This is a genomic window from Solibacillus sp. FSL W8-0372, assembly GCF_037969735.1.
Lineage (GTDB): Bacteria > Bacillota > Bacilli > Bacillales_A > Planococcaceae > Solibacillus > Solibacillus faecavium.
Window position 1 is genome coordinate 1,767,558 of sequence record NZ_CP150204.1, and the last position, 21,749, is coordinate 1,789,306.

20 protein-coding genes are annotated in these 21,749 nt (G+C 36.2%); 5 read left to right on the forward strand and 15 right to left on the reverse strand.

Translation table 11 applies throughout. The features are described 5' to 3' along the window. The first annotated feature begins 63 nt into the window (after nt 1–63). Nucleotides 64–2,040, forward strand: coding sequence for a DNA topoisomerase IV subunit B (gene parE, locus MKY13_RS08695; RefSeq protein ID WP_191699022.1), 1,977 nt, complete (start codon nt 64–66; stop codon nt 2,038–2,040). Continuing rightward, on the forward strand, nt 2,037–4,466 hold the full coding sequence (parC, locus tag MKY13_RS08700) for a DNA topoisomerase IV subunit A (RefSeq protein ID WP_191699021.1): 2,430 nt from the start codon (nt 2,037–2,039) through the stop codon (nt 4,464–4,466). Before parE ends, parC begins: the two co-directional genes overlap by 4 nt. Before the next feature lie 209 nt (nt 4,467–4,675). Here the strand turns inward: parC and MKY13_RS08705 are convergent, their stop codons facing one another. The 6 genes from MKY13_RS08705 to MKY13_RS08730 form a co-directional block, all read right to left on the reverse strand. Then, nucleotides 4,676–4,816 carry a hypothetical protein gene (locus MKY13_RS08705; RefSeq protein WP_191699020.1) on the reverse strand — a complete coding sequence of 47 codons (141 nt, stop codon included), beginning with the start codon at nt 4,814–4,816 and terminating at the stop codon, nt 4,676–4,678. Between the two features lie 107 nt (nt 4,817–4,923). Then, the gene (locus MKY13_RS08710; RefSeq protein WP_191699019.1) at nt 4,924–5,346 is read right to left on the reverse strand and encodes a hypothetical protein; all 423 of its coding nucleotides are present in this window, start codon (nt 5,344–5,346) and stop codon (nt 4,924–4,926) included. Nucleotides 5,347–5,470: 124 nt separating this feature from the next. Beyond that, the gene (locus tag MKY13_RS08715) at nt 5,471–7,015 is read right to left on the reverse strand and encodes a sodium/solute symporter (protein ID WP_191699421.1); all 1,545 of its coding nucleotides are present in this window, start codon (nt 7,013–7,015) and stop codon (nt 5,471–5,473) included. 11 nt (nt 7,016–7,026) lie between these two features. After that, nucleotides 7,027–7,347 (reverse strand): DUF485 domain-containing protein, encoded by a 321-nt coding sequence (locus MKY13_RS08720; RefSeq protein WP_191699018.1) that lies wholly within the window; start codon nt 7,345–7,347, stop codon nt 7,027–7,029. A 474-nt stretch (nt 7,348–7,821) separates the two neighbouring features. After that, the gene (locus tag MKY13_RS08725; RefSeq protein WP_191699017.1) at nt 7,822–9,372 is read right to left on the reverse strand and encodes a cation acetate symporter; all 1,551 of its coding nucleotides are present in this window, start codon (nt 9,370–9,372) and stop codon (nt 7,822–7,824) included. Continuing rightward, on the reverse strand, nt 9,369–9,647 hold the full coding sequence (locus MKY13_RS08730; RefSeq protein WP_191699420.1) for a DUF485 domain-containing protein: 279 nt from the start codon (nt 9,645–9,647) through the stop codon (nt 9,369–9,371). Before MKY13_RS08730 ends, MKY13_RS08725 begins: the two co-directional genes overlap by 4 nt. Nucleotides 9,648–10,266: 619 nt before the next feature. Here MKY13_RS08730 and MKY13_RS08735 point away from each other — a divergent pair. The 3 genes from MKY13_RS08735 to MKY13_RS08745 all read left to right on the forward strand — a co-directional run bounded on the left by MKY13_RS08735 (nt 10,267) and on the right by MKY13_RS08745 (nt 12,841). Continuing rightward, a complete protein-coding gene (locus tag MKY13_RS08735; RefSeq protein ID WP_339216547.1) occupies nt 10,267–10,785 on the forward strand; it encodes a GNAT family N-acetyltransferase in 519 nt (172 codons plus the stop codon). Nucleotides 10,786–10,795: 10 nt separating this feature from the next. Further along, nucleotides 10,796–12,310: a transglutaminase domain-containing protein gene (locus tag MKY13_RS08740; protein ID WP_339216549.1), complete on the forward strand. Its 1,515-nt coding sequence runs from the start codon at nt 10,796–10,798 to the stop codon at nt 12,308–12,310. A gap of 78 nt (nt 12,311–12,388) precedes the next feature. Next, a complete protein-coding gene (locus MKY13_RS08745) occupies nt 12,389–12,841 on the forward strand; it encodes a VOC family protein (RefSeq protein WP_339216552.1) in 453 nt (150 codons plus the stop codon). 692 nt (nt 12,842–13,533) lie between these two features. On the opposite strand, the gene MKY13_RS08750 is transcribed toward MKY13_RS08745, so the two are convergent. The 9 genes from MKY13_RS08750 to MKY13_RS08790 all read right to left on the reverse strand — a co-directional run bounded on the left by MKY13_RS08750 (nt 13,534) and on the right by MKY13_RS08790 (nt 21,597). Next, nucleotides 13,534–13,722, reverse strand: a complete 189-nt coding sequence (locus MKY13_RS08750; RefSeq protein WP_339216890.1) for a DUF4017 family protein — start codon at nt 13,720–13,722, stop codon at nt 13,534–13,536. 40 nt (nt 13,723–13,762) lie between these two features. Further along, nucleotides 13,763–14,434 (reverse strand): ATP-binding cassette domain-containing protein, encoded by a 672-nt coding sequence (locus MKY13_RS08755; protein ID WP_339216554.1) that lies wholly within the window; start codon nt 14,432–14,434, stop codon nt 13,763–13,765. Nucleotides 14,435–14,439: 5 nt separating this feature from the next. Continuing rightward, a complete protein-coding gene (locus MKY13_RS08760) occupies nt 14,440–15,921 on the reverse strand; it encodes a hypothetical protein (RefSeq protein ID WP_339216556.1) in 1,482 nt (493 codons plus the stop codon). An 8-nt stretch (nt 15,922–15,929) separates the two neighbouring features. After that, on the reverse strand, nt 15,930–16,724 hold the full coding sequence (locus tag MKY13_RS08765; RefSeq protein ID WP_339216558.1) for a hypothetical protein: 795 nt from the start codon (nt 16,722–16,724) through the stop codon (nt 15,930–15,932). 114 nt (nt 16,725–16,838) lie between these two features. Next, on the reverse strand, nt 16,839–18,089 hold the full coding sequence (locus tag MKY13_RS08770; RefSeq protein WP_339216560.1) for a GHKL domain-containing protein: 1,251 nt from the start codon (nt 18,087–18,089) through the stop codon (nt 16,839–16,841). Between the two features lie 10 nt (nt 18,090–18,099). Continuing rightward, entirely contained in the window at nt 18,100–18,801 is a 702-nt protein-coding gene (locus MKY13_RS08775) for a LytTR family DNA-binding domain-containing protein (protein WP_339216562.1), read from the reverse strand. A gap of 313 nt (nt 18,802–19,114) precedes the next feature. Next, a complete protein-coding gene (locus MKY13_RS08780; protein ID WP_339216564.1) occupies nt 19,115–19,936 on the reverse strand; it encodes a 3'-5' exonuclease in 822 nt (273 codons plus the stop codon). Nucleotides 19,937–20,365: 429 nt separating this feature from the next. Continuing rightward, nucleotides 20,366–21,103: a hypothetical protein gene (locus MKY13_RS08785; protein ID WP_339216565.1), complete on the reverse strand. Its 738-nt coding sequence runs from the start codon at nt 21,101–21,103 to the stop codon at nt 20,366–20,368. Continuing rightward, nucleotides 21,085–21,597 carry an RNA polymerase sigma factor gene (locus MKY13_RS08790; protein WP_339216566.1) on the reverse strand — a complete coding sequence of 171 codons (513 nt, stop codon included), beginning with the start codon at nt 21,595–21,597 and terminating at the stop codon, nt 21,085–21,087. Before MKY13_RS08790 ends, MKY13_RS08785 begins: the two co-directional genes overlap by 19 nt. Nucleotides 21,598–21,749 lie beyond the last annotated feature (152 nt).

Below are 21,749 nucleotides of genomic sequence, written 5' to 3' on the forward strand. Positions count from 1 at the left end.
ATTTGAAAGTACGATTAGGTAGTAAATAGAACGTTTGTTTGTATTTTTTGGAGGGGATTGCATTTGGTTAAAAATCAATCAGGCATGTCTTATAATGAAGATGCCATTCAAGTATTAGAAGGTTTAGAAGCCGTACGTAAAAGACCAGGGATGTATATTGGTTCTACAGATAGTCGAGGTCTTCACCACTTAGTGTATGAAATTGTAGATAACGCAGTGGATGAAGCGCTTGCTGGATTTGGTAATCATATCATCGTGAAGATTCATGAAGATAATAGTATTAGCGTACGAGACCATGGTCGTGGTATGCCTACAGGTATGCATAAAATGGGTAAGCCAACTCCGGAAATTATTTTTACAGTACTCCATGCAGGTGGTAAATTTGGACAAGGCGGCTATAAAACGAGTGGTGGTTTACATGGTGTAGGTTCATCAGTCGTAAATGCGTTGTCCACATTTTTAGAAGTGACAATTTACCGTGACGGGCAAATCTATCGTCAACGCTTCGAACAGGGCGGTAAACCGGCAACATCACTTGATATGATTGGAAATACAAAGGAAACAGGTACATTAGTGCACTTCCTGCCTGATTCATCGATTTTCTCAGCTACAAAGTATAATTACGACACGCTGGCAGAGCGCCTGCGAGAATCAGCATTTTTATTAAAAGGTTTAAAAATAGAATTGATCGATGAGCGTGTTGAAGGACAACATGAAGTGTTCTTCTATGAAAATGGTATTGAAGCATTTGTTGCTTACTTAAATGAAGAAAAAGATGTTCTGCATCCTGTTAAATATGTGGAAGGTATACTTCAGGAAATTGAAGTGGAATTTGCCCTGCAATTTAATGACGGCTATTCCGAAACGATTCTTTCATTCGTAAACAATGTTCGTACTCGAGATGGTGGAACACATGAAACAGGTGCGAAGTCTGCTTTAACACGGGTGTTTAATGAATATGCAAGAAAAATTGGTCTATTAAAAGAAAAAGATAAAAACTTGGAGGGCGTTGACATTCGCGAAGGTTTAACTGCGATTGTTTCAGTACGTATTCCAGAGAATTTGCTCCAGTTTGAAGGTCAGACGAAAGGCAAACTCGGTACATCCGAGGCGCGTTATGTCGTTGATACAGTGGTTTCTGAAAAGTTATTGTATGTACTGGAGGAAAATGCAGAGCTTTCGGCATCTTTAGTTCGAAAGGCGATTCGTGCACACCAAGTTCGTGAAGCAGCCCGTAAAGCACGTGATGACGCAAGAAACGGGAAAAAGAAAAAGTCGAGTACATTGCTATCAGGTAAGTTAACACCTGCACAATCGAAAAATGCAGCAAGAAACGAGCTGTATTTAGTAGAGGGTGATTCTGCCGGCGGTTCTGCGAAACAAGGTCGGGATCGTACATTCCAAGCTATTTTGCCTTTACGTGGTAAAGTTATCAATACCGAAAAGGCTAAGCTGCAGGACATTATGAAAAACGAGGAAATCGCTACGATTATCCATACAATTGGTGCGGGTGTCGGCGCGGATTTCAATGTGGAAGATGCCTGCTACGATAAAGTAGTCATTATGACGGATGCCGATACAGATGGCGCACATATTCAAGTACTTTTACTTACATTTTTCTATCGCTATATGCGTCCTTTAATCGAAGCTGGTAAAGTCTACATAGCATTACCACCATTGTATAAAGTGTCGAAAGGTTCCGGGAAGAAGCAGGAACTTGTATATGCCTGGACAGAGCAGGAGCTTAGTGCCGCTACGCAGAAAATTGGTAAAGGCTACGTTATCCAACGCTATAAAGGATTAGGTGAGATGAATGCTGACCAGCTTTGGGATACAACGATGAATCCGGAAACACGTACATTAATTCGTGTAAAAATTGAAGATGGTGCACGTGCGGAACGTCGTATTACTACATTAATGGGTGATAAAGTAGAACCCCGTCGTAAATGGATTGAATCAAACGTCAACTTCGGCATGGAAGAGGATGCAAGCATTTTAGAAAATGAATTCATCCAGCATGAGGAGGCAAAAGACAAATGAGTTTTGTTGAAAAATTTCAGGACTTACCATTAGAAGAAGTAATGGGTGACCGTTTTGGTCGCTATTCAAAATATATTATTCAAGACCGTGCATTGCCGGACACACGCGATGGTTTAAAACCAGTACAACGCCGTATATTATATGCGATGTTCCATGAAGGTAATACTTTTGACAAACCATTCCGTAAATCGGCAAAAACGGTCGGAAATGTAATCGGTAACTACCATCCGCACGGAGATACTTCTGTGTATGATGCGATGGTCCGAATGAGTCAAGATTGGAAAAGCCGTCACATGTTAATTGAAATGCACGGTAACAACGGGTCGGTCGACGGAGACCCGCCGGCTGCGATGCGTTATACAGAAGCACGTCTATCGGCCATTGCTGCAGAGCTATTGCGTGATATCAATAAAAATACGGTTGAATTCGTACCAAACTTTGATGATCAGGATATGGAACCAACTGTTTTACCATCACGCTTTCCGAATCTGTTGGTAAATGGCGCTACCGGGATATCTGCCGGTTATGCGACAGACATCCCTCCACATAACTTACAAGAAGCCCTTGATGCTGTGTTAATGCGTTTAGACAATCAAAACTGTACAGTCGATGAACTGATGACAGTTATTAAAGGACCTGATTTCCCGACAGGTGGCATTATACAAGGTGTCGATGGCATCAAAAAGGCATATGAAACAGGAAAAGGGAAAATTATAGTTCGTTCCCGCACAGAAATCGAGCAGTTAAAAGGGAATAAAGAGCAAATTATTATTTCGGAAATTCCATACGAAGTGAATAAAGCAAATATGATTCGTAAAATGGATGAATTGCGTGTGAATGACCGTCGTTTAGATGGTATTTCGGAAATTCGTGATGAATCTGACCGTGATGGAATGCGCATCGTCGTGGAATTAAAAAAAGATGTACAGGCACAAGGTATTTTAAACTTTTTATTAAAATCAACGGATTTACAAGTGTCTTATAACTTTAATATGATTGCTATTCATAATCGCCGTCCGATGATGATGACATTGCCCCTTATGCTGGATGCCTATATCGATCACCAAAAGGAAATTGTACGTCGCCGATCACAATATGATCTTACGCGTGCAGAAGATCGATTACATATTGTCGAAGGACTTATGAAAGCATTATCGATTTTAGACGAAGTGATAGAAACAATCCGTGCGTCAAAAGATAAGCGTGATGCAAAAAATAATATTATCGCTAAATTCGATTTTTCTGAAGAACAAGCAGAAGCCATCGTAAGCCTTCAACTTTACCGTCTAACAAATACAGATATTACACAATTACAAACTGAGCAAGAAGAATTAAGTGCCCTTATCGTAAAATTATCAGCAATTTTGGGCGATGAAAAAAAATTAATTCGGGTCATTAAGACGGAACTAAACGATATTAAGAAGCGTTTCCCATCACCGCGCCTATCAACGATCGAAGCAGAAATCGAAGAGATTAAAGTGACTCGCGATGTATTGGTGCCAAGTGAGGAAGTTGTCGTAACTGTTACCAAAGATGGTTATGTTAAACGGACAAGTCTTCGTTCGCATAGTGCTTCCAATGGGAAGGATTTCGCGATGAAGGATTCCGATTACTTAATATACGAAGCGAATTTAAATACACAGCATCATCTATTGCTGTTTACGAGTAAAGGGCACTATATTTACCAACCGGTGCATGAATTGCCTGATATTCGTTGGAAAGATCTAGGTCAGCATATTTCAAGTATTGTACCAATTGACTCCAATGAAGAAATTATCGAGGTAATTGGAATAGAGACATTCGAGCAGCCGAATGTTTATGTGTTTACAGCTACGAGAGACGGGCAAATTAAACGTTCAGCCCTTACGGATTACGTTGTAACACGTTATTCAAGACCGATTAAAACGATGAACCTTAAAGGTGACGACGAAATGATCTTTGCGCGTCTTGTTACCGAGGAGGAAGAGGTTCTATTATCCACAAATACTAGCTATACCATTCGTTTCCCAATGGAAGACTTGCCTGTAACAGGTGTAAAAACTGCGGGTGTTAAAGGGATTGTTGTAAAAGATGGTGAGTACTTAGCTGCTGTCGCTATTTTAAATCCTAAGCAAGATCATGAGTTAATTATCGTGACGCAACGCGGTGCCGTAAAACGAATGCTATTAAATGAGCTTGAGTTAGGCAACCGTGCAAAGCGCGGTGTTGTAATACTTAAAGAGCTAAAAGCAAACCCACACCGTATTTATACTATTTTAGTTGTAGGCTTTAAAGATACTTTTACAATTGAAACAGAAAAAGGTATAGTGGAAACAATTCAAGTAACAAACTTAACGAGAGCTGACCGCTATTCAAATGGTTCGCTTCGTATAGATACTGATGGAGACGGAGCTATTTCCCGAGCTTTTGTCAATAAAATGGCATAACAGTAGCGTATAATTCAGGAATCTTTCACATATGATAAAAGTAATTCATTGACATGTAAGCCAGACTTTCATACAATGAAGTTAGTAAGATTCATGCGTGATGGATCTACAGTAGTACAAAGCGATTGGGTGGCCCCCAGTCGCTTTTTTCATTTCCATAAATAAAAAACACCACTTAGGTGGCTAGTCTAAGTGGTGAAAATACTTTTTTACAGCATCATTCGGAAAAAACGATAAATAGTATCGACAAGACGAAATAAGTCTGTCACATAACGAAAAATGGCGAGTTTTTCATTACGCTTCTTTTCCGAAGCAGCCTTAGCCTTTTCTTTGCGTGATGGATAAGACACAGTAGTACACCTCCTTTACAAAAGGAGTCAGCTGGATGCTGCTTTTCTATTGTAACATGGACTAAATAATTTTCTGGTATTTAATTGATAAAATAATAGAAAAAGCGTCAAAAACCGGCAAGAATTTCTCCGGCATTTGACGCTTTTTTAGTTACTAATTTTTTTATATAAGTCCATTTCCTTTCAGGTGTTAACAAAATATTATTTTGCTTTACAGCACCAATTGTAAAGTCCGAATAATCTTCTTCCACAACAAACTGATAAATATCTTGTTGTTCTTCATTCGTTCCTGTCAACTGTACAACGTGCTGCCCTGTGCGTGCAGTAAAGTACTCCCAATACGTTATTTCATAATGCCCATCAAATACATCAGCAATCAACAATTCTTCGTTAAAAGGCCATTGCTGTGCTTTTACAAAATCAATATAAGGGGATGAAGTAGCTGTTTCTTCGCCATTAAGCACAAACCCTACTATACAGCCCATAATAACGACACAAAACAGTACCCGGATATGTTGTCCAATCGTCATCGTCTTCACTCCTCATTATAAAATAGGGGAGAGCTCACAATAGAAATGTATATAAAAAATCAGCCCCTAACAAAGTTAGAGGCTGATCGTTTTCCCTCAACTCAACAAAGTAGGAAGGATCTTTTTAGTGAGAAATATCTTGTACAGAAATACCCGTTTGTGCTTTAACTTCAACTTCACGGTATTTCACAGCGTCTACTTCTTTCGACATTAATGTACCAATAAATCCGCCTAAGAAGCCAAGAGGTACGGAAATGATCGCTGGGTTCGTTAACATAATTAACGGATCACCTACGAAGATTGCTTTACCTACTTCTGGATTCCAAACGTTTGGAGATACCGCTACTAAAACTAATGCTGAAATTAGACCTGTTAGCATCGCTGAAACAGCACCTGTTGTATTAAAGCGTTTCCAGTAAATTGTGTAAATGATTACCGGTAAGTTTGCCGATGCCGCGATACAGAATGCTAACGATACTAAGAATGCTACGTTTAATGTTTGAGCACCAAGCGCTAAAAGGATTGATACTACAGAGATTATGATTGAACCGATACGCGCTGCTTTAACAGCTTCTTTTTCAGAGATTTTACCCTTTTTAACGATTTGACCATAGATGTCATGAGATAGGGCAGATGCTCCGGAAAGTACCAGACCTGCTACTACCGCTAAAATTGTTGCGAATGCCACGGCACATACGAATGAGAAGAGGATGTCGCCACCAAGAGCTTGTGCTAATAGTGGGGCAGCCATGTTACCTGCCGGGTTGGCAGCTACAATTGTCTCTTTACCTACGAATGCAGCAGCACCGAAACCTAAGAAAATAGTTAATACATAGAATAAACCAACGATCCAAGTAGCCCAAATTACAGAAGAACGAGCTGTTTGCGCATCTTTTACAGTGAAGAAACGCATAAGAATGTGCGGAAGACCCGCTGTACCAAGTACTAACGCGATTAGCATTGAAATTGTATCAATACCATTTGTGTAACGTAAACCTGGATTTAAGTATGCTTCACCATGCTCTGTTACAGTTGTCATTTCAGTGAACATTTTTGCAATAGAGAAGTCGAATTTTGCTAATACTAGGAATGAGATAATAATAGTACCTAACATTAATAGTACTGCTTTAATAATTTGTACCCAAGAAGTGGCAGTCATACCACCGAATAATACGTATGTCGTCATCATGACACCAACTAAAAGTACAGCCATCCAGTATTCAATACCTAATAGTAATTGAATAAGGGCACCAGCACCAACAAGCTGTGCGATCATGTAGAATAATACGATTGTAATAGTAGATAAAGCTGCTGTTCCACGAACTTTTGCTTTGTCGAAACGTGCAGTAATCATATCTGCCAAAGTGAATCGACCTAAGTTACGTAATGGCTCAGCTACGATATATAAAACTACTAAGTAAGCTACTAAGTATCCGATAGAGAAGAAGAATCCATCGAAACCGAATAAAGCAATCGAACCGGCGATACCTAGGAATGATGCAGCCGATAAATAGTCACCCGCGATTGCGAGTCCATTTTGCCAACCAGTTAAACCGCCACCAGCTGTATAGAAGTCTGATGCACTTGAAGTACGTTTTGATGCCCACCATGTAATAACTAAAGTTAAACCTACGATTGCTACGAAGAAGAAGACCGCTGTAAAACTCATTCCATTCATAATTAGCGACCTCCTTCATATTCTGCAATGATTGATTTCGCTTCTTTATCAAACTTGTTTGCACGTGCTACATAGAAGTGTGCGAAGCTCCATGTCATGATGAATAGACCAGCTGAATAAATCCAAACCCATGTAATGTTGCCGATTGCTTTTTGATGTAGAATTTCAGTGAATGACGTCAAGATTGGTAATAACATATAAAGTGCTAAGAAGATTGCCGTCATTGTCCATAGAAATAAATTCTTTTTCTTCGCAAGCTGCTTAAATGATTGCTGTGATGCGATTCTTTCATAATCAATTATTGGCTTTTGATTATTCCCCATAAACATACCCCCGTTTGTGATTAATATTACTGCTTCGTGTACGTAAAATTCTCTATTAGGAATTTACATTTTCATTCTATTTTAGCTGTAACAAAATTGCAATACTTTTTAAAGAAATTATGTAAAAAAACTTTTTGAAAAAATAAGTTTAATAGAGAAAAAAAGATACATAACAAATCATTTTCTTGTTATTTGAAATTCGTTTAATGTATAGAAAGCTAGATAAATCAACGTTTTGCGAAGAATATTGAAAAGGGGGTTTTGCTATTTCATTGAAATTTATGATAAGAAAATATTATATGTTTTTATAAGAAATAGTAATATTCGAAAAACAATTTACTTTTCAAAAAACGATTTTCTGTTTATTCAGAAAGTTATATTCATAAGTTAAATGGTATAAAAAGTAAAAAAACTGTCCTAGAAACGTAAAAATTTCGGGACAGTTTTTTATATTTATTTGTAACTTAATAAAAGTTAATGTGAAACATCCTGCACAGAAACGCCTGTATGTGCTTTTACGCGAATTTCTTTATAAATTCGTTCTGCTTCTGCCTGTTCAACTTTATTTGCCGTTAATATAGAGCCTAAATAACCTGCAAAGAAGCTAAGTGGGATAGTGATAATTGCTGGTACTGCCAAGTTTACAAGTGGTTCCCCTACAAAGATAGCATTACCTGTCGGGCTCCAAATGTTCGGTCCAAGCGCACCTAATACTAAACATGAAACCAGACCTGTTACCATTGCAGCAACCGCACCATTGGCATTGAACTTTTTCCAGTAGATTGTGTAAAGAATAACCGGTAAGTTTGCAGAAGCACCAATACAGAAAGCAAATGACACTAAGAACGATACGTTTAAGCTTTGTGCAAATAATGCTAATAGAATAGAAATTACTGCAATTGAAATAGAACCGATTCGGGCAGCTAGTACTTGCTGTTTCTCTGTTAATTTACCATCATTTAAGATTTCACCATAAATATCATGTGAAATGGCAGAAGCACCTGTTAATACTAGTCCAGATACGACTGCTAAAATTGTTGCAAAGGCAACGGCACAAATAAATGATAATAAAATATTGCCGCCTAAAAACTCAGCTAATAGTGGTGCAGCTGTATTACCTGCAGAGTTTTCCGCAATAATGGCATCAAATCCTACGAAATGCATCGCACCAAAGCCTAGGAAAATCGTTAACGAGAAGAAAATAGCTGTTATCCAAGTAGTCCAAGAGATTGATTGACGTGCCGTTTTAGCATCCTTAACCGTGAAGAATCGCATTAAAATATGCGGTAAACCGGATGTACCCAACACTAATGCAAGCATCATCGATACTGAATCAATTGTCGAAGTATATTTAACGCCTGGCACTAAATACTGATCCCCGTAATTAGTACTTACTGTATCGAACATTTTCACTAAATTAAAATCAAACTTGGCAAATACTAAAAATGCCAACAATGTTGTACCGAATAATAATAGACCTGCTTTAATAATCTGAACCCAACTAGTCGCTGTCATTCCACCGAATAATACGTATGTAGTCATCATAACTCCAACAATAAGAACGGCTAACCAATACTCAATACCGAATAACAGTTTAATTAATGCACCTGCACCTACTAATTGTGCAATCATATATAAAATTACGATAATAATAGTTCCTGTCGCAGCAACCCCACGAATTCGCTTTTCATTGAAACGTGCTGTCAGCATATCCGCTAAAGTGTAGCGACCTAAATTACGCATCGGTTCTGCAATTATATATAGAAGAACTAAATTTGCTACTACATAACCGACAGAGAAGAAGAAGCCATCAAAGCCCGTTAATGCAATGGCACCGGATACCCCTAAAAACGCAGCTGCCGATAAATAGTCCCCAGCAATGGCAAATCCGTTTTGCCAACCTTTTAATCCACCACCAGCTGTGTAGAAGTCACTTGCAGATGAAGTTCTTTTTGCTGCAATATATGTAACTATTAATGTTAAACCGACAATCCCTAGAAAGAAACTTGCTGACACTAAATTCATTGTTGCGCACCTGCCTTTTTATATTCCTGTAAAACAGCAGCTGCAGTTTTATCAAACTTTGCTGCCATTTTTACGTAAAGTGTACAAAGCACGATTGTCATTATAAATAAGGCAAGTGAATAAACCCAAACCCATGTGATACTACCAATCGCTTTCTGTTGTAACACAGGTGTAAACGCCAAAACCGGTAAAAGAATATAAAATGTCAAAAATGTTATAGTTATACCGAATAAAAATGTGTTTTTCTTCTTTACAAATTGATTAAATGTTTCCATACGATCGATTGCATCATAGTTGATTGCATCGTGTTTCGCTGAGTATTTCTCCCCTGAATTGCCCAACGTAATTCCCCCTTATGAATTATTATTCTGTTTTAAACGGAATATTACTTTCTGAAACCGTTAATAGTAATCATTGTAAGAGGGAATTCTTTATAATGCAATAACATTTTTTCTGAATAATTAAAATCATCTGACCTAGTATGAAGTAGAATTAATAAGTTTTTTGGAGAAAATTCTTGTGGTTTTATCAGTTGATATGTAATGGGAATATTATTTTGATTTCATAATTTACAAAAAATAAAATTTAATAAGAAAAATATATACATGAAGCAAGATATTGTATTTCATTACTCTAATATAATAGATGATGCTAATTGAAATAATGAACACTTAGTTTGTACTATAACAACTATAAAATGATAAAATTTTGATATTAATAAAAATAAGAAAATTTTCTTTTCATAGGGATGTTATGATAAGAACAGTAGATGTAAAAAATAATGTTATTTTTTGGAGAACGTGTAGTTAAAATGATAATAATTTGATATTTTATTTATAATAACCCGTGTTTTTTTAAATGACGAGCAAAAATTTAATATAAAGGTGGAGAAGTATGTTAACTATTACGACGGAACGTTTACGATTTGAACAATATACTTTAGATGATTTAGATTTAGTAACAGCACTTGTAATGGACGAACGGGTAATGAAGTATATCGGAGACGGCAACGTAAAGGATCAAACCTATGCTAAGCATTTAATTGAACGCATGCTGGAACAATATAAAAACTTTGGTGATTATGGATTACATAAACTGATGCATAAAGAAACAGGGAAGTTCATAGGACATGCTGGTTTAGTTGCACAAATTATAGATGATGCTTTCGAGATGGAGCTCGGTTACTGGATAGCACCAGACTATTGGCAGGAAGGGTATGGTTTCGAAGCTGCACGGGCATTAAAGCAGTATGCAAATGAAGAAATGTATTTGGAACGGTATGTATCGGCAATTCAGGTAGGGAATATAGGCTCAAAGCAAATTGCCCTTAAAAATGGAATGAAGCTTGAGAAGGTAATTACGATGGAAGGTAAGTCTGTTGAAATTTATGTAATAGAAAATGAAATTGAATGAGGAATAAAAATTGAAAAGTTATTTTATAAGTTATGACGCATTTATACAAAAAGGAGGATCCATTAAAACAACGACAATTACGTATGACGAGCTACTTGCAGTGTTAACGATGCATATGGAACGGTTAGATAAACAGTTTTCTCTTATTATTAATGGACATCTACCAAAGCCATTGCATGAAATACTGGATGATGCATTTGAACAAAGTCATTTGTATAAGGCATATTATACACAGCATTGTGCTAATCGTAGTTATCGTTATCGCAGTTTGTCCAAAAATCGTGTGAAGGTGGATTTTACACTAAGTTACCGAATGAATCGGAAAGATGAAAAACAGATGCTTGAAGAAATTGAATCGGTGCTGCAGGATATTATTACACCTAACATGTCTGCACTTCAAAAAGTGATCGCGATACATGATTATATTGTTAGAACTTATAGCTATGAACTTCATACAAAAGGTTCTCCATTTTCGGTTGCTACGTTTATGGCAGAAAAGCGCGGTGTTTGTATGGCGTATGCGCTGCTATTTGAAAAGATGATGGAAGTACTTAAGATTCCTTGTCATTATGTAATAGGGAAGGCTGACGGGGAAGGAGATGCCGGTCATGCGTGGAATATAGTCGAGATTGACGGACAATGGTATCACATAGATGTTACATGGGATGATATTGGCCATGTGTTGGAACATCATGAAATTCGATATCGTTATTTTTTGTTGACTGATGAACAAATTGCGAAAAATCATCAATGGGACTTGGATCTGTATCCACCATGTACAAGCGAACGGTTTAACGCGATACATCATCTATATGATGTGTGTATTGCTAGTGATCTGCTTATTTATCCGCATCCTAAGACGGCTTATTTGACAGCGATGGATCCGCTAACTTTGCAAACGAGAAAGCTTACTGATATTCGTGTTCAATATTGTACAAATGCGAACGAGCTTGTGTATTTGGTGAATTATTCTGACGGGGCTACACTTTATACATATGATGCTAAAACGGCTGAATTAACGAAATGTAGTACGGACCCGATACATGCGATACATAAAACAAGCAATGAGCTTGTTATGACGTATGCGAATGGAAGTCAGGAAATGATTGCAATCGAAACGGCTGTGGATGTAACTGAAAGTCTTCAAATAGCTGAATTTGACGATGCGCGGTATACGAACATTTCCATGATGTCTCTTGGTGATAGTTATCTTGCAATGTTTAACAGTAATACGGAGGATCTAATCGCATTCAAGAGCGCGGATGGAATCGAATTGTACATCAACGAGCCAATTAGGCAACTAACAGTGTCATTGGAGTTAAATAAAGGTATCCAGCTGCAAATGACTACGAATCGCAAACCGGTTCAATTTAAGGAATCAGCAAAATTAGTCTTGCCATTATCCTTTATAAAGGCATATATCCCAGCTTTAGAAAAACAATTGGATAAGCAAATAACTGTTTTTGACAAAAGTATTAGTATTGATGTTTCCCGTAGCTTGCTGATACAAATCAAAAATAAATAGCTATTGTCGAATGAAGACAGGATTTTTAGAAAAAATGTTGAAATACAATATTAAATGTATCAAAAACGGGGGATAACTATGAATAGATTAAATCTTATAACACTCGGAACAAAAGATATTGTAAAGTCTCATAATTTTTTTAAAAGTCTAGGATTTCATACATCGATTAGAGGAACAGAATCGAACCCTTTCATTATTTTCTTCAAAAATGAAGGAACAAAAATTGCCTTGTATCCATTAGAGGAGCTTGCAAAAGATATTAATAAAGAGAATCCGCCAGCTATTTCAAGTGGTTTTACAGGAATTACACTCGCTTATAATGCAAAATCAATTGATGAAGTAGATGAAATTATTAATAAAGCAAAATTATCAGGCGCAACCGTTCATAAAGAGCCTAAAAAGAATGATTGGGGCGGTTACGGTGGATATTTCACGGATCTTGACGGCTACTATTGGGAAGTTGCTTACGGAGAAGATTGGGAATTCGACGAATCAAATATGCTAGTTATTAAAGATCAGCAAGCCACTTGATGAAAATGATTAAGAAAGTTTGTTCCAGCAGCTCGAAGTTCTATAACTTTATATTTTTTATATTAAGTTGACTAGATTCTAAAGTAATGCTGCGTATAAATTGAAAGTTAAATTTAATTGTTAAAAAAGTATATACAATTAAATATTTATTTCATTAAAATACGCCTTGAGTTAGCTGGATTTAGACTTAAAATAAATTCAACTAACTCAAGGCGTATTTCGCATTTCGTCTCACTGTTATAAGTATACTTTTGAAACGAGATGTAACTTCCTATAATATATATTATGACCGTGTCCCTAAAATGGAAAATTAATAATAGGCTTCCCTTTGAGTAGTTTTTATAACTGTTTTATAAATATGTTTTATTTATTAATGCTTAGCAAGGGATTTTTATATAGAAGTAAATGGTTAGGACACAATATGTGAAATGTTATATCTTTTACAATCGCTCTCATGATCAATTTCTAATTCTGACAGATGACACTAATCTATTTAGCAATCATGCTTTCACAGAAGTAACCCGTCAAGAATGGTGATTACTTCTGTGAAAAGTTACTTAATCTATATTCTGTATTTTTATCAGAAAGATTACCTATTATACCTTCATTCGATATTTAGCTCCACAAATTCTTTTTTCTAATTTTCTATTTGTGATGCTTAATGACGCAAAAAGTGTTATCGCTTAAAGATTCTATTGTCTATGTGAAATTCTTTTATTCAGAAATAAAGAGGCTAAAATAGCAATAATTAACGCTGGGATTGCATAAATTTGTCCAACAAGAAGTTTCCAACTTATTGTGTTATATCCATCAGAGGCTGGTAGCAAAACTGCAAGTATACAAATAACCGAATAAACTAATAATGGCAGAATTATTTTCATCATAGATTTCTTTCACCTCCCTTTCATTTATATGTTCAAATTACTTTTGTAAAAATGCTGCCCTCATACTTGTTGACAAAGGCATTAAATGCCCTTCTTCAATCACGTATATATCATCGCAAAGCTCCTCAATATCTGCAAAATGATGGCTCGTTAGCAAAATTGTTTTCTCTTGCTCCTTCAGCCGTTGAATAATATCCTTCATATCTTGATACGTCTTATAATCAAGTGCGTTAAATGGCTCATCTAAAATTAAAATGTCTTGATTTTCCATGAGTGCTTGTGCAATACCGAGTTTTTGCTTCATCCCAAGTGAGTAATCCTTGACCTTCGTTTTATTGTTGGGATTAAGACCGACTAGCTCCATGGATTCCTTAATTTCCTTTGCCGAAATTTTATTATTGATCGCTGCTAAAAACTGCAAATTTTTAAAACCTGAATAAAGCTCGATATATCCCGGCTCATTAATAAACACCCCGACATTTTCAGGGAAGTCTAGCTGCTTCCCTAAAATTTGCTGGCGAATCTTGACCTTACCGCTTGTTGGTTTTTCAAATCCGCAAATTAGTTTAAATAGCAACGATTTTCCACTACCATTTCCACCAACAATTCCAACTGATTTACCTTGTACCACCTTCAACTGAACTTGATCTAATACGACATGTCCTGCAAACTGCTTCGTTACGTCCTCCAATTCAATTGCCAATACCATTTAACTCACCTTCCTACAAAATATCTTTTATAAGTACAACTTATGGAAATCATTAAAACTACTAAATAACTAAAACCAACTGCTATCATTCCAAGCATGGACTGATTCATTTCCTCAATTCGTGCTAGTTGTCCAATACCTGCCACGTTGTAGCTGGTCCATTCAAATGGCAAATAATTTATCACATATAGCCCCATTATAAACAAAAAGGATAATATCACCTTATTTGTCATCACAAATAGCAAAAATAAAAGCCCTAATAACAACACAATTTCAAGGGTTTTCATACTAAGTAAATAGGCAAGCTGGCCACCATCTATAACAAATACTTTATCGAACAATACAGTTGCACCAAATATAAGCAAAAACGTCAAGAGTACATAGCTGAATGCATATAACCCCATAAGCAGTAAAATGGCCTGAATCCAACGCCTTTTATACCGTGTTCGAATATACAATTGCCAATCTCTTTTGACTAACCAACTTTGCATAAACGTTGCAAATAAGTAAACTGGTATACCCACATAAATTAATTGTTCTAGCCAAGTAAATGGATGAATATCACCGATTCTATACCCATAAAATAATCGCACAATAAAATACTGTAGTGTCTCTTCACGATCTGATGCTTTCATTGCCACAAGTAAAATTAGCCCCGCAAGCCAGATTATCATAGGATCCTTTGCAAAAAGAATACGTCCATAATATCGAAACAATCCTTTACGGAGTACTAGTGATCTGCCCCTTTTCAACTCACCGACATACCACCACTTTTTCATTATTACAATCTGTAGCAATATCCCTGTAATCATAATAAAAAGGGTCTCTTGCCACGTAAAACTTCCCGTGAAATTGTGGTGCAAAATAATAATGCGACTCATCGAGATTTGCTTCAATATATCCATCCAGGGCATTTTAAAGGAAATAATCATAACAAGATAGCTTGCGACAACGATGGCATAAGTCCCTTTTCTCGAAAAATAATGCGCTGCTGTCACGAAAGTACAACCAACAAAGCTATAACCAAGAATCGTAAAGCTCATCGTCAATACAATTCCATCTTTTGGTGAGCGAAATGTTTCCATTAAATACGTTTTCAAATCATTACTTATCGTGCCAACCCAATTCGAATGGAAATCTAAACCAATCGTCATTAAGCTCGCTACAGTAATGATACTTACAACAAAGAGTACAGAAAAAATAACGACTGCCATCCATTTTGCTAGTATCACTCGGTAAAACTTTCGCACGCGAATTAGTTCTACCATGTGTGGCTCTCTATAAATTTGAGAAATGCAATGTAAAAACACCGGGGTCATCAAAAAGATAATTAAATAATGATCTGTTAACACCATTAGTACAAATACACTTCCGTTGCCCTCATACTGCTGACGCTTCGCCAAGCAAAGAATGCTAAGTAAAATAAGAAAGCCTGCCCAAAACTTTGTCACCATCTGCCTAAAATGAAATTTTATTAGTTGTTTCATTGTCACACTTACTGCTCATAAACAGATTTTTTTGCAACAAATTGCATATATAATCCGTAACAAAATATGACTATTATTAATAAAATGGGTCCTACAACAAAGCTTAACCACGATAAATCTTTTACCCAAATAGATGAAGGCTCAAAAGCAGTTATTAATCTATATTCTTCTAATCCAAAAACAGACAAGCAATAGTTTTCTAAAATCGTATATAAAAAGGGACCTGTTAAAATTACAAATAAATTCTGACTGTATAAGCTTAAAACGAAGCCAAATAATGCTACTAATGAGCCAATAATGCCTTTCCATATACTAGAAATAAAACCATAAAGAAATGGATGCTTTACGAACATTTCACCAAAAATCCTCATTTCTCTTACGCTTATAGGCTCTCCCGTGAGAGAATCAAAACTAGATATAATTGGTGGGACGGGTGGCACAACATAAAGCGCAACGATTAAACTCGTAATCGATATGCCAAATACAATAATAAAGCCGGTTGTCATGCTCACGAGTACCTTTAACAAAATATACGTACGCTGTTTCACTCGTGGCAGCGTGTATTTAATGAAATGCGTTTTTCGCTCAAAATACATAAGCCACGCTGTAGGTACTACTGCTACAAGAGCATAAAACAATCCAAAATACTGGAACCCTAATTCATACACTTCTAACTGCTGTTCCACTTGATAAGTCTTATAAGTTATTAGTGTAGTGATACAAACTATTAATATCGAAAATAGGAACGTAATACTAAAAGGAAGCTTGATTTTATACCACTCATTTTTTAATAAATTTTGCATTTCACCATCTCCTCACAACCCACTATAAAAAACGAAATAACTAAAAACAACCACTTCAGCATAAAGAAAGGTTTTACAGGAACGTAAACTTTTTCATTCCCGTAAAACCATATTTCATTCCGTAAATAGAAGACCAATCGTCAGCTTATTCATTTCATTTCTCAAAATAATTTTTGCGTTATACTGCTTTGCAATTTGCTTGAAATTATGAAGACCAAACCCGCGTTTCCCACTCTTTGATGAATAACCTAATTCAAACATTTTCATCATTTGGTCGTTCGACATAACTGGAGATGGATTGCTGACCTCGATGCGTACATGCTCCCCTTCCAGCTTACAAACTAGCACGACCGTTTCCCCGCTCTTACATGCTTCAAAGGCGTTATCAAGTAAAATCCCTAAAATCTCAACTAAATCCGATTCTTCACAAGGCATTTTATAAGGAGGGAGCGCGAAATCGATTTCAACCTTAATGCCCATTTGCTCGGCACGACGAAGCTTAGCATATAAAAAGCCAGCGACAATTTTTTGCCCTATCGTTAATAACTGTTGTTGATGTGGTTGCATCTTTACAGTGTCTGTAAACTGGATAATTTTATCCTTTGCCTCCTGTATCGAATCAGCAGTTTCTAAAATACTTGTAATGGCAAGCATTTTATTAGAAAATTCATGCTGGCGAGAACGTACCTCCATAACGAGTTCATCGATAACCGGCACATATTCCTCCGTTGCTTGTAGACGTGCAAGCATTGCCTGCTGGCGCTTTTGCGTATAAATAAACAACGTAAAAAACACACATAATAATATAGAACATCCAATCAAAATACGCTCTATAATAGTTGATATACCCACCATATAAAAGCCATATGTCGCCATGCTGCCGAAAAATACACTATACAACACAAATTGCTGAAGTAACGTCATTTTTTCAAAAGAAACATAGCCGATATAACGTGTGAAAACTAATACAAGGAGCAGTGCTATCACTAGACCCAAAATATGGTTCCATACACCTTGTAAAGTTAGTAGCTCCGCAATCAATACTGCCTGCATCCTCACGATAAGCCAGACAATTAAGCTCAGTAGCGTCATTAATAATATCGTTACATGCTCCCGTTTAAATAAATAGCTATTGGCCAAAAGCGTTAAAATACAAAATATAATTAACGTTTCTATATAATCAAATGGCAAAATGCTTACGCGTTCTAGTACATCTGTGTTCATCGAAATATCCCGATTGCTCATATAAATTAAGCCAACTAATAAGCCAATCCAAATCACATGACCTATACGCCACTTTAGCTGCTCTCGGAAAAACAAGCACGTAAGCAACCAGAGCGTTATAATATCTAACATTGCTGTCATTTAATCACCCTTATTTCAACACATCCTGAAATTTAAACCCAATTGGAATTATTGCTTCAAATCCTCGTAGCTTTAAAAGTTGCTTTGCCTTATCAACCATTTCCACTTTATCCCTATTAACGATATAACTTTTATGTACTTGAACAAAACGTTCATCCACAAGCTCTAACATTCTTTTCAGTGAATAGCTTGAAATCATCACCTCATCCAGCTTTCCATCTCGTTGTAGATGAATACACATTTTCTTCCCAAATGATTCGATATAATAAATATCCTTTAAGAAATATTCAAACAGAAATCCCTTTTGCTCAATTTTTAATGTTTTTTCATCCGTAGCTGTATACGATAAAAAGGAAAACACGTCCTCAATAACTTTGCAAAATTCGACTTCTGTATATGGCTTTACTAAGTAATAAAAGCACTTTAGCTCCCGATAGGCATACAGTTCTTCCGTCACAATCCCGGTTTCAAATACAATGGGCGTAAACTGATATTGAGGCATTGTACGGATTTGTTTTGCGAGATCTGTCCCCTTGTAATCTACTAATTGAATATCGATAATAAAAAAATCAATATACTGCTCTTGTGCAATTATCAATGCCTTTGTTGCATTATCAGTTAGAGATATATGTATCGTTGGATTTAACCGTTTTAATGCAGCCAACAAAAACTGTTGAATGTTTCGGTCGTCCTCAATAATTAAGACCTTCATTTATATCCCCAGCTCCTCCTGGTGTTTAATTCCTGTAAAAACAAATTATCCATTCCACTTTACCCGATTTCCATAATAAATTCCATCGGTGCCTGATAAAATAGTGAATGTATATAGAAGGTGAAAAGGTTTAGATTATATGGTTAGTTCGCAAAAATAAATGCTATTCGTGCCTGACTAACCGTCTGAGCATTACGAATGATACTGCACTCTGGCATGGACGGTAGCGCGAATAGTATACCATTCACCTTGCCTTTTCCATATAGGAACCCAATATAAAAGCATATTCGAAATGATTTCGAATACGCTTCGTTTAAACTTTCATCGTTTCTATATATCCTTGCTGTATACATGTATCCGTAGAAAACTTTTTAATCCCCGTAGCAAATGACAATTCAATCGTGCTACCTGTAACAGCTAAAATTTCCCCTTCACCAAAAATCACATGCTTAACTTTTGAGCCAACGATTAACGCTGACTTGTTTGTAATGGTGCGCTCATTAAAGAATTGCTTCTGTACTTTTTTCAGACTTTTCGGTGCTATCCTTGGACTTTTCGACACTTTCTTTGGCAATTCCTGTGGTGAGACGATTTGTTTCAACGCATTCATAAACTTCGATGGCACCACACTTGTTTTAAAGCGCTTATTATAAGATATTAATTCCAAATGGCGGATAGCACGCGTGATACCGACATAAAAAAGTCGCGTTTCTTCCTCGGTTACTTCTTCCACTTCACTAGGTAATATTCCATCAAGCAAGTCAATCATGTATACACGGTCAAATTCCAAACCTTTTGAACTGTGAAATGTTGTTAGTGTAATTGCATTCAATTGATTTTTATTAGACGAGCGTGCTAAATTTTCAAGCTGCTTCATACCACCCACAAATTCGATCATTGTCGGCGTATGGTTAGCAATTAAACCAAGTACATTCAAGATATCTATTAAATTTTCATAATTAAAACCGTATTCCTCACTCATTTTCTTTAAGGTACGCTCATAACCAAAATCATAACGGATATGCTCTAGCATGGATGTGGGTGTAGTCTTATCAAATTTAATGCTATCATACATTTTGCGAATTCGCTTAATATATTCAGACTGATAATCCTTTAACTCTACATGCTCTAACAACTGTTTGAATACACAGCAATCCCCCGCCACTTTCTGTAGCGCCTTAAATTGAGGTGAGTAATATAAGCATTCATTTTTCTGTAAATCTTTTCAAATACCGTAATATTTTTGTATTGTATGCTAACCGCATGAAGTCTCTAATATCCTCTACAACCCAATGTGTGAAAAAGCCATGCATGATTTTATTCATTTAAGGTTATGTGTAATCTTATTTTAGGCATTCAACAACCTTTGCTATCACAGACTTTTATTAATTGTGCATAAAAAGCTGTATATCTAATGTTCGTTAGAATAACCACGAAACGTTGATTTAACAACATTTCATGGCTTTTGGTGTATTCCCAAACTTTTATTTGGGAACGTTATTTTTAATTATTGATGTATAAAAAACAACGGTATTTGGACGGAAAGGGATTGAATTCTCATTTATTATTGATTAAGTATTAATGAAATAGAATCCGATTCTTGATTTACAACAATATCCTGTTCTTCAGAAGTGCCGTCTGTATAAGTTACAGTTACACTAATTAATACGTCCTCTTCTATCGAATTGTGAGAAGGAATCGCGAGTGAGTATTTATATTGCTGCTGCTCGCTATATTTAACGGTAAAGGTATTACCAATGTCTTTTATAGCTTTGTATATCTCTGAATTAGGTTCATTCAGTATATAGTTAATTTTTTCTAGTACTAGCTGATCCTTGTTGGCTACTTCTTCCTTAGACAAGATGACATCCTCTATAAAAGTTCCATTATTAATTTCATATGAAATAACGTCGATATTATCTCCGGAAACTTGAAGTGAAACATCGGTAAAAATTAACTTATCTCCGTCCCCAATTATATAAGTTATAGCATCTAAACGATCTAACACGCCTAAATCGAATGTCGTTTTTTCTTTCAAAAGTTGATGACCTGTGCTTTCCGCCGCATAAGCCGTAATCGTAAAATTGACTAATTGAGAATTACCGTAATAATTAGTAAACGGCAAGTTGAACAGAAATAGTAAAAGAATGCCGAACACACTTGCGACTGAACCCCACTTTTTAAAATTGATGTGAAGTGACTTTTCTCGTTTTTGGTCATAGCACTTCTTTTTCAACCGATTTTCTATTACCTTAGACATTTCAATTGAGATAACAGCATCTTTTATTTTACGTTCATCCAATATTGTTCCTCCTCTCGATAACTTTGGCGAAGAAGCTCTCTACCTCGCTGTAATCGCTTTTTAACTGCTGCTACTGTAATGGTAAGTATTTTCGCTATTTCCTCTACCTTATAGCCTTCTACATAGTGGAGTAATAATACGACCTTTTGCTTGTGAGGCAGTTTCATAAGAGCTTCAAGTAAACCGTAATTTTCTTCATTTTTACAATAAAGCTGCAAGTCATTTATATCTAGGTGTCTACGAATAATATTGTATCGTCGCATATTTTTACAGCGATTCGTTGCTACCGTAATGAACCAAGCTTTTTCGTGTTCGGAATCGTTAAAAGTAGGCACCTTCGATAAATATTTTATAAATGTATCTTGCACAGCATCTTCAGCATCGGATTCGTTGCATAAAATAACTAGGCATATCCGAAATAACATATTTCCGTATGTATCTATAATTCGATCTATATTTATCTCTATATCAGTCGTAGAAATAACCTGTTGCAAAGCTTATCAACTCCTTTCTTCACTTACTACACACTTGAAAATATCATTTGGTGACTTTTTTTATAATTATTTTTACAAATATTCCTATCACTCATTCATTTTACTGTGAAATTTAGTTTCATATAAAGCGAAGAGGCACTAAGTGAATAAGC

Excerpts from the sequence above, each read along its gene's own strand:
- MKY13_RS08710 (WP_191699019.1), bottom strand. The coding sequence starts at position 5,346 with ATGACGATTGGACAACATATCCGGGTACTGTTTTGTGTCGTTATTATG.
- MKY13_RS08760 (WP_339216556.1), bottom strand. The coding sequence starts at position 15,921 with ATGAAACAACTAATAAAATTTCATTTTAGGCAGATGGTGACAAAGTTT.
- MKY13_RS08715 (WP_191699421.1), bottom strand. The coding sequence starts at position 7,015 with ATGAGTTTTACAGCGGTCTTCTTCTTCGTAGCAATCGTAGGTTTAACT.
- MKY13_RS08745 (WP_339216552.1), top strand. The coding sequence starts at position 12,389 with ATGAATAGATTAAATCTTATAACACTCGGAACAAAAGATATTGTAAAG.
- MKY13_RS08755 (WP_339216554.1), bottom strand. The coding sequence starts at position 14,434 with ATGGTATTGGCAATTGAATTGGAGGACGTAACGAAGCAGTTTGCAGGA.
- MKY13_RS08765 (WP_339216558.1), bottom strand. The coding sequence starts at position 16,724 with ATGCAAAATTTATTAAAAAATGAGTGGTATAAAATCAAGCTTCCTTTT.
- MKY13_RS08735 (WP_339216547.1), top strand. The coding sequence starts at position 10,267 with ATGTTAACTATTACGACGGAACGTTTACGATTTGAACAATATACTTTA.
- MKY13_RS08720 (WP_191699018.1), bottom strand. The coding sequence starts at position 7,347 with ATGGGGAATAATCAAAAGCCAATAATTGATTATGAAAGAATCGCATCA.
- MKY13_RS08730 (WP_191699420.1), bottom strand. The coding sequence starts at position 9,647 with ATGGAAACATTTAATCAATTTGTAAAGAAGAAAAACACATTTTTATTC.
- MKY13_RS08775 (WP_339216562.1), bottom strand. The coding sequence starts at position 18,801 with ATGAAGGTCTTAATTATTGAGGACGACCGAAACATTCAACAGTTTTTG.
- parC (WP_191699021.1), top strand. The coding sequence starts at position 2,037 with ATGAGTTTTGTTGAAAAATTTCAGGACTTACCATTAGAAGAAGTAATG.
- MKY13_RS08770 (WP_339216560.1), bottom strand. The coding sequence starts at position 18,089 with ATGACAGCAATGTTAGATATTATAACGCTCTGGTTGCTTACGTGCTTG.
- MKY13_RS08750 (WP_339216890.1), bottom strand. The coding sequence starts at position 13,722 with ATGAAAATAATTCTGCCATTATTAGTTTATTCGGTTATTTGTATACTT.
- MKY13_RS08725 (WP_191699017.1), bottom strand. The coding sequence starts at position 9,372 with ATGAATTTAGTGTCAGCAAGTTTCTTTCTAGGGATTGTCGGTTTAACA.